Here is a 13,374-nt window from a genome sequence, read left to right as displayed (position 1 = left end):
ACAACGGAAGGATCATTTCCTCATGAGGGTGAGAATTCTTGCCGGCACCGCCCTGGTGGCCGCGATCGTCCTGAATTCGCCGCTGCGTGCGGAGCCGTCGGCGAACAATATCCCTGCAAATGCGCCAGGCGGTGCTCAAAGCATTGAGCCCGGCAAAGTTGGCCCGGGCAGCGAAAAGAATGCCGAGATTTCTCCGACCTCGCCGGACGTTCCCATCGAGAAACAGCCGCCCCCCGACATAAGCTTGCCAGCGGACTCAGGCGGTGGAGCGAGCTCCGGCGAACAAGGCAGCGGCCCCGAAGGCACGGCGCCGCCCCATGACCCGTCGGCCCCAGGCTTGCAGTGAGCCTGTGAACGGCCGCGAGATTCACGGTTTAATCAAATGAAGACGACCTTTGCGTTGCGCCGTTTGCCAATTCCCGCGGTCGCCGTTGCATCCCCATCGGAAACCGGCGACTAAAAAAAGGGTGTAGACCGACGAATGAGAGGCAACGATGTTGAAGTTTCTGGGCGTCGCAAGCTTTGTATTGGGTCTGGCGACGCTTGTGCCGTCCGCCGATGCTCATTTCCGGCACCGGTGCGACGGATGCCAGCCCTTCCGCCTCGGCTACCACAGGTACGGACCGCCCTACGGCCCGCACTTCGGATTCTACACCTACGCGGGCGACCCATTCGCTCGAGATGATTATTACGATGGCCGCCGCTGCTACTATCTGCACCATCGCAGCTTCTGCCGCGGGCCCCGCCCACTCGAATGGCTGCGCTTCCGCTAAGCCCCGCTCAGGCCATGCCGATCAAGCAAAGCGATAAGAAAAACGTGCCCGGCCGGGCTCACCAGGCCGGCACGCAGACCCGGCGCGGACGGAAATCGTATCCGTTGTCGAAGTAGCAGAAGGTCGTTGGATACGCGCGAACCCGAACCGGAACAGGCACCGGAACCGGAACCGGAACGGCATAAACGGGATAGCGCGGCAGCGCGTAATAGCTACCGGCAGGATAGAAGCCGTAAGCCGGATAGAAACCCCAGCCCTCACGACCGCACCAGCGGCTTGGCGCGCGGTACCCGTAGGGATCGAAATCGCATCGGCGATGGCGTGCCTCAGCCGACGTGGCGACGGCAAAACTCAAGGCCGCGAGCAGCGCGGCGGCATACGTTCTGTAGGACAAGGGGGCTCTCCCAGATGCACTCACGACCTGCATTAAGGGAGGAGCTTAGAAGACGCCGTTAATTTGCGGCGACCCGAGCAAAAGTAAGGTCAACAAACTCTTGAGCGCCCGCGTCTGAGCGAGCGCGAGAACCTCTCATCCAGCTCCGTTAATTGGGCGTCAACCCTATTTGCGAAGCGATCGATTGAATCTCGTGAAGAGATTTCTGATCGATCTCGATGAGCGTTGGCAGCCGCTTCGCCATCTTCTCTTTCAACTCGCTCGGGCAGCCGGGCGCGAGTTTCGACAACGCCTTGTCGACCTCTTCCTTCGCCTGCTTCTCGACGGTCGGACGATCGATTGCCGTATCGATGCACTCATACAGTTTGGCGACCAGCGGTGTCGTCTGGTTGTAGTACTTCTCGAGCTTCTCGGCTTCTGCGTTGAAACCGCAGCGTCGCGCCAAATCGATCTGTTGGAATTGGTCGGCAACTTGCGATCGCATGACGAGCGTCGTGCACGCGTAACCGGTCGCTATGCCGACGTGCTGCCTGCAAAGGCCGAGCCTCATGTCCGCTTTCTGTATCTCGTTGAGCGTGCAGGCCTCAGCGCCGCCATGGACAGAGACGACACCCAAGGCAAGAAGAACAGCAATCGATCTGAAATTCACGGCGTTTGGCTCCCCCAAGCAGATGTTGCCGCCAGCGCAGCAACAGATCGTAACAGACAGATTGTGGCGTGCGGAGTTCGCCGCCGGCTGATGTGACTTTATGCGCATCTCTGCAACGACTGTCGAAGAGCCGCCTCGCTTTTCGCGCGAAGTGTTACGGCCCGGTCACGTTTAGTCTCCTCGCCAAATGGTAGCCTCAATCCGAGTCTGTCATCGGACGTAACGCGAGGAAAGTGCGCGCAAACCAGTATTATAAGTTGCCGTCGGGCGACAAAGATTTCTCGCGTTTCAGACTGCAAAACTTGCGCGCAAATTGGGAGCAGCGCCGTGGGGCTTTTCTAACGGGGAGAAGCCAACATGCAGAAATTCAAAGTCGTCGTGTGGTGTGAGAATTGCCGAAACGACGTCGAAGGATGCTTCGGCGGCGGCTCGGAGACGATAGGCAGCGCATTTGAGACTTGGGACGACGCGCAAAGGGCAGCAACCGAATATTGCGGGAACATGCCCTACAATTACCGCGTCGAAGAAGACGATGAGTACTAGCCGAAGCGCAAGCTAGAGCCGATGGCGCGCTGACGCCGCTTCGTGACACCGTCCGCGGGCGAAGCCTCACACCCGTCCCAGCATAGCGCTAGCGAGATGCACGCTAAGCGCCAGCACTGAGCTGGTCTTGGCAAGAGCGTCAGATCCTGCGCACCCGGCGACCACCTGATCCGAAACAAAAAAGGCGGCCACCCGAAGATGGCCGCCTCTTGTTTGGGTACGCAAAACAATGAGGGGACTAATGGCTTGAAAACCTTTCCAAATCATGAGCGCCGCTAAAATTCGGGCTCCGAGGAAAAGCTGTTAAGAAACCGTGCGTTCCCTGTGGGAGAGTCCGAAAGAGTACAGCGCCAGGAATCCGATTCTGATTCCGTCACATTCGTTGGCGTGATTCGGAACGGGGGGCGTGCCGGGTCATCGCGGTGAGGGAATTGAATGCGCATGTACGGCTATACAACGGAAGAGCTTCACTCGTTTTATGGCGTTCTCGATCGGCTTGTGACGGAGGTTGCCGACCGTGAATTGCAGATCACCGTCTACGATATGATCCACCGGCTGTTCGAAGCGGCCGACACAGGCATTCGCGAGCCAGAACGTCTACGCCAAGCCGTGCTCAGAGGTTGGGTTGCACCCGAGGCGCTAACGGAGACCATAGAGTTGCACCACTGGCGCGCCGCCTGAGGTAGCGCCCTATACAACATCTCCGGCAATTGACCTCGACACCGTGCACGCCGAGCGGGGCGAATTCACCCACGCCGCTCGGGCTTCCGCTCAATCCAGCCGAGAAGGAACGATTTGCGCCGCGTCGGCCGGCGTCCAGTCTCTGCGGTTCGGGACTTCAAACGGGTTGAAGCTGAACCACTCGCGCTTATCGCCGTGTATTTTTTGGATTACCGAAAGGTTGCGCGCCGCTAAACGCATGACCGTGTAGTCCGGCCGGTTAGCGGCAATGTAATTCACCACGGCTTCGATCGCGGGATAGCAGCTGTCATCGAACGCAATGAAGCCGCCTCGAGCGCAAAGCAGATCCGCTAGAACGAAGTCGGCCACGACGTTCTCGAAAAGATGCGAGCCATCTATGAACACAAAGCCCGCTGCGCCCGCCCCGCGCTGCGCGTAAAGTTGGGCTAAGCCGATCTCCGACCGCTGACGGACGCGGCGGAACTTCCGCCCAAACCTCTCCTTCAGATAAGCCTCGACGACTGTCCCGCGGCCGCCCCCGAGCCCAAAGGGGTCGAAAACGACGTGTTCGAAATCGCGCCGGGTGTCGGCAAGTGTGCTGAGAAGAACCGCGCACGACGTGCCCATTCCGAACCCAACCTCAATACTCAACGGCGTCGGGCTTTTTTTGATGAGATAGGAAAGAAGGGCAACCGCTTCGGGCTCCACCTTGACGACGCCCAGTTCATCGCTCCGGCCGTCGGGATGTTTGAACGTTCCCGTATTGAATGCATCAAGGTATCGGGAAACCGGGTCGCGCTTTTCGGCCAGCGCATGAAGCGCGGCAAGGAGGACGTCAGTCGGCGGCAATTCGACCGGCGATATGTCGGCTTCGATTGCTCCAGACTCCCGGAGCCCCCCACCGCGAAAGAACTTGGCTAAGTTCATGGTCGACCCCCCTATCGCGATTTGAGCGCCGCAGACATCTCCATCCGACTGCTGAAAATCATTATTCGGATAATAGTTCTAATACTAGAGGCCGGCATTACGTTCTGCCTTGGCCGATCCGTCTAAGTGTCAGGGCATGACTTTCGCGGCGGGCGAGAACGTCAAGCCGTGCTCAGAGGTTGGGTTGTGCCCGAGGCGCCAATGGAGAGCATTGAGTTGCACCACTGGCGCGCTGCCTGAGGTGCTTATCGGACACTACGAAATTGCGTAGGATTCTCGTTACATTCCTGCGAGGCGGATGAGCGAGGTCGTTCCGCTCCCTTGAAAGAAAATGCGAGACAGCTAACCACATTTTCGGGCGTCAATAATCGTTCACGTCCTCGCGGGCTGTTTTCACGTCGCCCTTCGATCGAAATGTCAAACGCAGTCCGATAAAGGCGCCCATTGCGACGACTGCAAAGATTAGGACGTCTCGCTCCAAGTGGAAATTCTGAGATAGAAATTCGATCAGCGCGACGCTGAATAAACCGATCGCGAGACTGAGGCAGATAAACACGCCGGTTATCATCTCCAGCGCCAAGATCACGACGCCTAAGATGAGAGCCATTTCGTAAGGCTGGAGATCCATCATTATTTCAAAACCAATTTGCTTGCGACGGAAGACAGCGTCTCGAGCAGGTCTGACGGAAGGAGGATCACCTTCGTCGAAGGCTGCGACCCTAAAGTTTTTACGGCCTCGGCTTGGATTTTCTTGATGTCGAAGTTTATCGCCGCTTCCCCGCCATTGTTAATGGCTTCTGCGATGGTCTTGACCGTATAGGCTTGCGCATCGGCCAGAACGCGTTGCGCTTGCGCCTGTTGTTGCGCCGTATACAGCTCCGCATCAGCATTGAGATTGGCGGCTTGCTTCTTGCCCTCGGCCTCGCGAACGAGAGCTCGACGCGTGCGTTCGGCATTCAACTGCAGCTGCATTGCCGTTCTTGTTTCGGCATCGACTTCAACGTCTAGAATCTCGACGCGCGTAAGAACGATACCCCATTCCTCAGTGACGTGCTGGATCTCGGCCTCGATCGTATCTGACAGAACGCGACGGTTCGACTGAACATCGTCGAGGTCCGAATTACCGATCGTGCTTCGAACAATGCCAGTGATGATTGTCTCGATTGCCTGGTCAATATTTTTGATTCGGTACCAGGCCCTGGAGGCATCCGTCACGCGATATAGAATGGCGAGTTTGATTTCGATCTGAACGTTATCTTTGGTGATGCTCGGCACCGATTTGACCGGCAACTGACGTTCGAGAATGTTCTCCTTGTGCGCGATGCGATCGATAAACGGCGTAACGATGTGAACGCCGGCACTGAGGGTTCGGCTATACCGTCCCATGCGTTCGACAAGCCAATTTTCCGTTTGGGGAACGATCTTCAAACTAAGAAAGATGACGAAAAGGCAAATAGCTAGAATCGAAAGAACAACGGTCGTCATCACTTCCCCCACCGAAATGCTCAGCGCAACTTAAACTGATAGGTTAGTGCGTGACAATAAGCGAGCCGCCACGTGTCCGAATATTCGGACGGCAGTTGATGAGCACCTCTGAATTGAGGCCATGGGTAAGCTTCGAACCCGGCTGCCTGCAATTTCCTGATGCGGAGTGGACGCCGCCCGATGGACAAGTCGTTGGGCCGAACGGCGGGAATATCGGAGATATTTGGGACGGGCAGAAATATTTGGGGCCCCCGTCCCAGATGCGGAAGCGTGACCTAAAATTTCGCTCGCATAACGTGCCCCATAAATCGCTTCGCCTGCTTTCGCGCGCGAGACTCCCAGGGGTGGCAGACGCGGAACGGCGAAAGCCGATTGGCCCACTCGTCATCGTTCCCTTCCCAATCATTTGGGTGCGGACGCGTTGGTTTTGAGCCGATATGAACCGTTACGATTTTGAACGGCAGCCGCCGGTTCCGCTCACGCAGAATAGATCGGACGCGTTGGTCTAGGTCGATGACCGATGGGCAATGACGTAGCGCGAACAGCGTCGGCGTGCGGCCGTCGATCACCGACCGAAGCTTTTGACAGAGGTAATCATGCCGCGAGCGGGCGTCCTCGTAGCTTCGTTCAAGGCCGTTCGGAAACTCATGCAGATGTTCTGTCAAAAAGCGTCGATTGAAGACGATCCCGTTTTCTTCAGAAAGGTCGGCTCTCTCGAACATTTCGCGAAAGTCACGTTGCAAGTATTCGATTAGGGCCGATGGCGGCGTGACCTGCATATCGAAGACGCCAGACGAACAGAACTCGGCGCCTAAATGCTCGCGAAGCTGGTAGATCACTTGGCAGCTATTGCCCAAACTTACGGCTTGATGAAATGTTTTCCGCATTATGGCGTCCCCCAACTGCACAGCGAGCATTCCCAAAACCCGCTTGCCGATTGTCACGTTGATAGAAGTGTCAGAGACGCACTTAACGGGGAGGAACGTGCCTCTCGTCGTCCGCGAACTCTTTGGTTCAGCGACCGCTCATACGATGGTCCGGAATTTGACTGGAGACCTTTGAAAACAATGGTGCCGCTTGCGTGACTCGAACACGCGACCCCGTCATTACGAATGACGTGCTCTACCGGCTGAGCTAAAGCGGCATAAAATCGACAAAGCCGGTCGATGCTTGTCGATATCCTGTGCACGAAAATGCTTCGGCACCCTCCAAGCACATAATGCGCCGTTGTCCTTGGTTCCCGGCAAATCGGCCCGGGTGAACCTCGGAAGTCGGCGCATCGCGCATCGAGTTCGAGCGTCCTAGCGCACCAACTCCAACATCGCAAGATGCAAACGCTGTCGCCGGGGCAGTGAGGGCCGCAGAGCCCTAATCTGCTGTTCTGAAAGCGGCTTATTGCGGCGATGCCGGCAAAAACGCCGCACGGAGGGCACGGGAAGCGGCCGGTTCGGGCCGCCTGGTCCTTCGGCCTGAATGTGTCCCAGGATGGCCGCCCGGATCGCGAACGGGACCACATGGCAACCGTGTTGAGCTTCGCGCCTGGCTGAGCCCCCGTCGAACGTCGCGCGAATCGCATTCGCGCGGTTGTTGCCTTTCGTCCACTCGTCCATCCGCCAAACACGCGTTTTGAACGCTCTCGACGTTGGCTCCACAACCAATGCACAGAAATGTTGCGCGCTGACCGCAGTTTGAGTTGTAGACGGATCAATCCCGAGGCACCCCTTAGCTCCAGTATTTGGCGTCTTTTATTGGCGTGAGGGATTTCTAGTCATGGTGAAAGTCTTTGGTATTGCAGCAATCGCAGTGATTTTTACCGGGGGAACGGCAGTCGCCCAACCCGGCCAATTCGAGGGGTTCTACATCGGCGGCATCGCAAGCGCGGTTTTCGACAGTCCGAGTGCCACGCTCTTTGACGATCACGTTGGCGGAGATCCGCCGCTTCATTCCGGCAGCAGAGAACATCCGACCTACGGAGTGAAGGGTGGGTACAATTTTCAGTTCGATCGATACGTCGTTGGTGTCGAGGGCGATTGGCAGTGGGGATCGGGCAAAAACGAAACCGCCATTCTCGACGACGGCGGCCCGGGCATCGATAGCGCCAGCGCCCGGCTTGACAGCCTCGGCACCGTTCGCGGACGCCTAGGCTACACAATCTTCGACAACATGATGGTTTTCGGCACCGCCGGCATCGGCTGGGGCAACGCCGAATACACCTTTCGAGATGCCGACGAGATCTCGGGAAGGATCAAATTCCACTCTAACGATATGGGAGCGGTCTATGGCGGCGGCTTCGAATTGCTCTTCGCCTACAACATCGTCCTGACCGCCGAATATCTGCATTTCGATTTCAACAAGGACAGGTTCATCGCCGATGTTCCCGCACTCAACGGCGGCTCCGACATAGCAACGAGCCTCGGACCGATCGACACGCTGCGCGTTGCAATCAGTTACAAGTTTGGCGGGTACAGCAACGAGTGGGAGCCCGAGCCCGTCCCATTCAAGTAATTTGCGCCGCTCGAAGCGGGACCAGCGCCAGATACAGGCCGCAGCTCGCAATGATCTGCGAGCGCGGCCAAACCGGGCGGCCAACAGGCCGCCTTGTCGAATAGTCGTTAGTTGACCGTGCGAAAGTTTCGACGCGCCACGGGCTGTTCGAGTTCTGGCTCGATGGTATCCGTTCCCGGATCGTCCGGCGCGCGGGGCGTGACATAGACCTGCGGTTCGGGCTTCGCGGCCGGGGCCCGATCCGGAGTCGCCATCCGCCGGGCCGCGGTGATCGCGTCCTCCGCCGCTGGCAGAGGACGAGCGATACCGTTGACTGACGCTTCTGGAAACTGAGCTTTCGGCTCGCCTCCCGCTCCGTTCGGCTTGACCGTAACGGTCACGGGTTCAGCCTCGACGATGTCGCCACCGTCAGTCTGAGCCAGCTTGCTTTCAACGTCATCCGGATTGTCGGGGCGCCCGGCTTCGGAACGCTCGGCACCGTCCTTCGTCGCAACCGGCGCGATCGCGATAAGCTCGTCGATCTTGCTGGCAAGAATTTCACTTCCCTTGCCGTCCGTCGTCTCAACCGGCACGCGCCATTGGAAGGCATCGAGACGGCCGTCGACCGGCGATGTCGGCTCCCAATGATTGGAAATGACGCCGTCGGCCATCCAGGCCGGATCGCGAGCCGCGTTCATCGCCCGCGCCAGCCATTCGCGCACGCGCCCCTTCTCGCCGTTCTCACCGGCTTCGATGCGCGCCATCAGCATCGCGACACGCTGCGTGAGTCGATCGGCAAGAAGCGGCTCGAGAGCCCGGCGGGCTTCGTCGTACAGCCGCGCTTCCGTCGCCGTGGTGGCAACAGCAATGGGGCTTTCGATCGAATGCGGATTGAGGGCCGCAAGCTGGCGCACGCGGTCGAGACGATCGCGCGTGCTGTCGCCGATACGGGCGTAGGCATAGGTCGCCGCAAGATCCGGATGCGGAGATTTCGTCCACGTCTTCTGAAGCACCTTCGCAGCCTTGGCGGTATTGCCGCGTGACGCGAGGATACGCCCGGCGATGACCGCTGCGGGTACGAGGTCCGGCGCGAGCCCGTGCGCTTCGAGCGACCAAGCGAGCGCCTTGTCCGGCGCATCGTCCTCGATGGCGGTAGCCTTCGCCGTAAGGAGAACGGCGCGCTTGCGATCGGCGACGGCCTTCGTGATGTGGCCGCTCTTTTTGGCGTGATCCAGCGTTGCCAGTGCGCCTGACCAATCCTTCTGCTTGCACTGCTGCTCGAAGAGCGCCGTCGACGACCATCCGAGCTTGGGATTGGCTTTGAGCGCCCGATCGGCAAACTGCCGGGCCGCTTCGCCTGCGCCCTCACGCTGTGCTTCGAGGAAAAGCCCACGAAGGCCGAGCTGCTCCGTTTCGGGCGACGCGAGCATTGCTTCGTATATGCGACGCGCCGCGGCGCGATCGCCGGCAAGTTCAGCCGACTGCGCACGCAAGAGATGCGTCAACGGCTCATGCGGCAATGTCTTGCGGGCCTGCAGCGCATAGCGCGAAGCGAGCGCACTGTCGCCCGCCCCGATCGCAATCAAACCGCCGGAAAGAGCATCGAGCCCCTTCTTCTGCCGTTGCCGCAGCAAACGATGGCCGATGGCCGCCGGGCTATTCCAGAGCGCGCGAAAGATGGACCACAAGAACACGAGCGTCGCCACCGCCGCCGCCAGGATGACGACTGCGCGGAAAACTGACGTCTCGATATCGTAGCCCTGCCAGGCGATCTGCAGCGTTCCTGGCCGGTCGGCAAGCCAGGCAAGACCGGACGCGATGAGAGCGATCGTGACCAAATAGATAACGAGGCGCACCATGACGCAAACCCCTTGAAAGATTAAGGCGACTTCGACGTTTGCTGAGAGCCGGTCGCAATAGATGACTTGAGTTGAGCTTCGAGGTTGGCAAGCGCGATATCCACGCTGACGCGCGCGGAAACCTTATCGAGGAACGGCCGCGCCGCATCCTGCGCTTTCGGCGAAAGATCCTTGGCAGCCTCGAGCACATCCGGCAGACGCCCGTCATTCAATGCAACCTGCATACGCCCGACAGTCGCTTCTGTGCTCTTGTCCTCGGGTTTGAGATCGACGCGGCGAACGCGAACGATTGACTTTGCGCCGGCCCATAGACGATCGACGACACCCGCATTCTCAGGCTCGGCGTCGGCATCGATGGCGCGATCGGCGGCAGATCTGAAATCCTTGTTGAGTTCCGCGAGAGATGGAACGCCGGTTTCCTTCAAAGCTTCGAGAGCCGATAGATCGATGGTATTGCCCGCGACTTTCTTGACGTCCGCGAGCTGGCTCGCAAAGTTCTGCCCGCTATCGAGCGCACGCCGCAAATTTTGCAGCTCGAGTGCGAGCACGACGCGCTCGGCACTTTGCTTCCGAACGGCGTCTCCCTGAACGACGTCCTGCACGCTCTTCTCGAGAGCGGCCGTACGATCGGAGAGAGGCTGAACGGCAGCCACGATGTCTGCCGGCTTGGCGGCAGCTGTTTTCAATCCCTCGAACGCAGTTTTGAGGCTCTGCGTCTCGTCTTGGGCAACCTTCAGATCGGCGGCGACGTGGTCGTTCGCAGTTTTCACCGCCGCGATTTCAGCTTCGATACGCACGCCGTCGGTCTTCAAACCGGCGACATCCTTATCGATCCGCTGAGTTCCAGCCCGCGCGGCTTCACTGGCTTCCGTCGCTGCTTGCACACGTCCCTCGACGTCTTTGGCGACGCTGACGCGCAACGCCGTAAGCTGTGTCGCAAGACTGGTTTCGAGATCGGAGACCTTACCGGTCAGCGCCGCGAGTTGTTCGATGCGGTTGGCATTGGGATCGTTGACGCCCGCATCCGCGAGCGCCTTGAACTTATCCTCGACTTTGCCGATACGCTCGATGAGCTGCGGCGAGCCCGCATCCGAGGCCGCCGACGCGAGCGCGGCCTTGGTTTCCGCAACGAGGCGGTTTTGGCTTTCCGTGATGGCCGGGATTTTCTTCGTCGCCGTCTCGAGATCTGAGAGACGGAATTCGATGCTGCTCAAATCCGGAGCGGGAGCAGCGATACTTTGTTTTTTCTCAACGGCTGCCAAGCGCTCCGAAAGCGCGGCGGTTTCATCGTTGGAACCGCGCAGCCCCAGCTGCGGAAGCGCCCATTGATAAGCTGAAAGCGCGAGAACGCCGCCGGCAACGCCGGCCGCGAGGTGACTGAAAAACCCGCCACCCTTCCGGACGACGGCCTCGTCGTCGCTGTCTCGAGCACGGCTGGAAGCGGAAGAAGCCGACGACGTGGCTTCCGCTTTCGCGTTGTCCTTCTTGAGGAACTCCGGCATCGCGTCAGCCCTGACATCGGCCTTGGCATCGGCCTGCGATTGAGCGGCACTCGCCGTCGCAGCGTCAGATGGCTTTTCGGCGTACGATCGTGCCGCCGCGGGAAGGGGCACACTGGCCGCGGAAGCTTTTGCCCCGGCCGACGAAGCACCAACCTTCACCGGGGTGATTTCAACCTCGGTCGCCTTGAGGTCGAGCGTCGCATAAGGCCGCTTGCTACCTGGTCCTGCATTCGATTTGTCGTCTGCCATTGAAGCTTTAGCCTCCACACGGAACTCGCGTAACGCCACCTGATCCCGGTTCGTAGCCGGGCATTCAAGCAAAAATTTTGTCTGGTTGAGATGGCTCAGTTGCCGGGACATCTAACCGGCGATACGCGCTTATTACTCCGCTTTCGAATTTGCCGCGAGACGTTTTACGAGGGCAATCATTTCTTCGAGATTAGGATGTAAAGCCACCAGAACCTTAAAGTCTTTTTCCGTTTGGCCCAAGGCCTCGACGACGCGATCGGAAAGACAGAGATGGGTTACGCCGGAAAGTTGTACCGGCGGCGATAACGCCCCGACGAGCCTCGCCCAGGTTTTGGCAGTGCGCGGCGACATCAGTGTAACCGCATCGATATCGCCGTTTCGGAGTGCCTTGATCATTGGCGGATCCAACGCTTCGGCCGCTACTGACCGATAGGCGTTCACCGCCTTGACCTTAATGCCGGCTTCTCCCAGCGCGCCCTCGACATCGAATGCAACAACGTCACCTCGAAGATACACTGGGCGTTCACCCAGCTCCGCCCGCCGCGAAGCGATTATGGGCACGAGTTCCGCCCCGGTCCCCGGACCTTCGACGACCTTCGTGAAACCTATGCCCCTAGCAACGGCTCCCGTACCGGGACCGACCGCAAAAAACGGCAGGTCGATCAGGGACCCCAAGGCTGGCGTCAACGCATTGCGGCTCGTCGCGATCAGCGACGTCGCATCGCGGAGCGCGTCAGCCGGTATGTCGTTCGACACGATATCGATCAGCGGCGCGAGCGTGACCCGCCAGCCCAGCGCTTCAATGGTTGACTTGAGAGGTTCGGCATCGCCAACCGGTCGCGTGACGATGACGTGCATCAGGCGCTCGATCGGATAAGAAGTGCGGGATCTGCCTCAGCCAGGATTTCATCGGCCGCGGCAAGGCCGAGTTTGGAAGCCTCCTCCGGCGCGCCGGTTCGCGAAACATCATAGACCTGCTGACCATCGGGCGTAAGAATCTGCCCACGAAAGACCATGGTGCCATCTGCGATTACGGCGTGACCAGCGATAGGCGTCCGGCAAGAACCTTCCAGGCGGGCGAGAAATGTCCGCTCGGCGGTAACCGCCAGGGCAGTCATCGGATCGTTCAAAGCGGCAATCAGCGCGGCTGTCGCCTCGTCCCCTTCGCGAACTTCAAGCCCGATCGCAGCCTGCGCCACCGCAGGCAACATCACGTCCATTGAAACCGGCGCCGTGATCCGGTCCTCCATGCCAAGTCTCTTCAGACCGGCCACCGCGAGAAACGTCGCTTCGGCCTTGCCTTCCTCGAGCTTGCGAAGTCGCGTCTGCACGTTGCCGCGAAATTCGACGACGCGAAGGTCGGGGCGGACATTGAGAACCTGTGCCTTCCGTCGCAACGACGACGTTCCGACGATCGCATTGACAGGAAGAGCGCTGAGGTCGGCATGCCGCAACGAAATGAAAGCATCGCGCGGATCTTCGCGCGGCAGCACGCCACCGATGATCAACCCATCGGGAAGCACCGTCTGCATGTCTTTCATCGAATGGACGCCGACATCCACTTCGTTCGAGAGAAGCGCCTCTTCGATTTCTTTGGTAAAGAGCCCCTTGCCGCCGACCTCAGACAACGGCCGGTCGAGCACACGGTCGCCCGTCGTCTTGATGACGTGGATCGTCACGGCGCCTTCCGGCAGGCCATGCGCGGCGGTAAGGCGCGCTTGCACTTCGTGTGCCTGGGCCAGGGCTAGAGGCGAGCCTCTAGTCCCGATGCGTATGCGGGTCGCTTGCAAAAAGGTTTCTCCGGATGCTAGGCGGGGCGCTCCTACCC

The 13,374-nt window shown here is 59.3% G+C and carries 15 protein-coding genes and 1 tRNA gene; 5 read left to right on the top strand and 11 right to left on the bottom strand.

The window, feature by feature from the left end; genetic code table 11:
- Window positions 1-22 precede the first annotated feature (22 nt).
- A complete protein-coding gene (locus BM399_RS17350) occupies window positions 23-346 on the top strand; it encodes a hypothetical protein (RefSeq protein ID WP_143117856.1) in 324 nt (107 codons plus the stop codon).
- A 148-nt stretch (window positions 347-494) separates the two neighbouring features.
- Window positions 495-773 (top strand): hypothetical protein, encoded by a 279-nt coding sequence (locus BM399_RS17345; protein ID WP_092868966.1) that lies wholly within the window; start codon window positions 495-497, stop codon window positions 771-773.
- A gap of 58 nt (window positions 774-831) precedes the next feature.
- On the opposite strand, the gene BM399_RS17340 is transcribed toward BM399_RS17345, so the two are convergent.
- Complete coding sequence (locus BM399_RS17340) at window positions 832-1,167, bottom strand: hypothetical protein (RefSeq protein ID WP_092868965.1); 336 nt, start codon at window positions 1,165-1,167, stop codon at window positions 832-834.
- A 148-nt stretch (window positions 1,168-1,315) separates the two neighbouring features.
- The gene (locus tag BM399_RS17335) at window positions 1,316-1,816 is read right to left on the bottom strand and encodes a hypothetical protein (protein WP_143117855.1); all 501 of its coding nucleotides are present in this window, start codon (window positions 1,814-1,816) and stop codon (window positions 1,316-1,318) included.
- Between the two features lie 357 nt (window positions 1,817-2,173).
- Here BM399_RS17335 and BM399_RS17330 point away from each other — a divergent pair, with 357 nt between their 5' ends.
- Together BM399_RS17330 and BM399_RS17325 are read left to right on the top strand one after the other, a co-directional pair.
- A complete protein-coding gene (locus BM399_RS17330) occupies window positions 2,174-2,359 on the top strand; it encodes a hypothetical protein (protein WP_092868963.1) in 186 nt (61 codons plus the stop codon).
- A 441-nt stretch (window positions 2,360-2,800) separates the two neighbouring features.
- Window positions 2,801-3,040, top strand: coding sequence for a hypothetical protein (locus BM399_RS17325; protein WP_143117854.1), 240 nt, complete (start codon window positions 2,801-2,803; stop codon window positions 3,038-3,040).
- A gap of 90 nt (window positions 3,041-3,130) precedes the next feature.
- On the opposite strand, the gene BM399_RS17320 is transcribed toward BM399_RS17325, so the two are convergent.
- The 5 genes from BM399_RS17320 to BM399_RS17300 all read right to left on the bottom strand — a co-directional run bounded on the left by BM399_RS17320 (window position 3,131) and on the right by BM399_RS17300 (window position 6,596).
- On the bottom strand, window positions 3,131-3,967 hold the full coding sequence (locus tag BM399_RS17320; protein ID WP_092868961.1) for a class I SAM-dependent methyltransferase: 837 nt from the start codon (window positions 3,965-3,967) through the stop codon (window positions 3,131-3,133).
- Between the two features lie 361 nt (window positions 3,968-4,328).
- A complete protein-coding gene (locus BM399_RS17315) occupies window positions 4,329-4,574 on the bottom strand; it encodes an NfeD family protein (protein WP_143117853.1) in 246 nt (81 codons plus the stop codon).
- Between the two features lie 23 nt (window positions 4,575-4,597).
- Window positions 4,598-5,452, bottom strand: a complete 855-nt coding sequence (locus tag BM399_RS17310; protein ID WP_092868959.1) for an SPFH domain-containing protein — start codon at window positions 5,450-5,452, stop codon at window positions 4,598-4,600.
- Window positions 5,453-5,727: 275 nt separating this feature from the next.
- Window positions 5,728-6,396 carry a DUF1796 family putative cysteine peptidase gene (locus tag BM399_RS17305; protein WP_143117852.1) on the bottom strand — a complete coding sequence of 223 codons (669 nt, stop codon included), beginning with the start codon at window positions 6,394-6,396 and terminating at the stop codon, window positions 5,728-5,730.
- 124 nt (window positions 6,397-6,520) lie between these two features.
- A tRNA-Thr gene (locus BM399_RS17300) sits at window positions 6,521-6,596 on the bottom strand.
- A 626-nt stretch (window positions 6,597-7,222) separates the two neighbouring features.
- Between BM399_RS17300 and BM399_RS17290 the strand changes: the two genes are divergently transcribed.
- Window positions 7,223-7,957: an outer membrane protein gene (locus BM399_RS17290; RefSeq protein WP_092868956.1), complete on the top strand. Its 735-nt coding sequence runs from the start codon at window positions 7,223-7,225 to the stop codon at window positions 7,955-7,957.
- Window positions 7,958-8,064: 107 nt separating this feature from the next.
- Here the strand turns inward: BM399_RS17290 and BM399_RS17285 are convergent, their stop codons facing one another.
- The 4 genes from BM399_RS17285 to hemC all read right to left on the bottom strand — a co-directional run bounded on the left by BM399_RS17285 (window position 8,065) and on the right by hemC (window position 13,336).
- Entirely contained in the window at window positions 8,065-9,795 is a 1,731-nt protein-coding gene (locus BM399_RS17285) for a heme biosynthesis protein HemY (protein ID WP_092868955.1), read from the bottom strand.
- A gap of 20 nt (window positions 9,796-9,815) precedes the next feature.
- Entirely contained in the window at window positions 9,816-11,546 is a 1,731-nt protein-coding gene (locus tag BM399_RS17280; protein ID WP_092868954.1) for a COG4223 family protein, read from the bottom strand.
- 132 nt (window positions 11,547-11,678) lie between these two features.
- Window positions 11,679-12,404, bottom strand: a complete 726-nt coding sequence (locus BM399_RS17275) for a uroporphyrinogen-III synthase (protein ID WP_092868953.1) — start codon at window positions 12,402-12,404, stop codon at window positions 11,679-11,681.
- Window positions 12,404-13,336 carry a hydroxymethylbilane synthase gene (gene hemC, locus BM399_RS17270; RefSeq protein WP_092868952.1) on the bottom strand — a complete coding sequence of 311 codons (933 nt, stop codon included), beginning with the start codon at window positions 13,334-13,336 and terminating at the stop codon, window positions 12,404-12,406. Before hemC ends, BM399_RS17275 begins: the two co-directional genes overlap by 1 nt.
- Window positions 13,337-13,374: the final 38 nt, after the last annotated feature.

The organism is Hyphomicrobium facile (genome assembly GCF_900116175.1).
GTDB classification, from domain to species: Bacteria; Pseudomonadota; Alphaproteobacteria; order Rhizobiales; family Hyphomicrobiaceae; genus Hyphomicrobium_B; species Hyphomicrobium_B facile.
The sequence above is the reverse complement of the archived record's forward strand: the minus strand, read 5'-3'. Positions and strand labels throughout refer to the sequence as shown.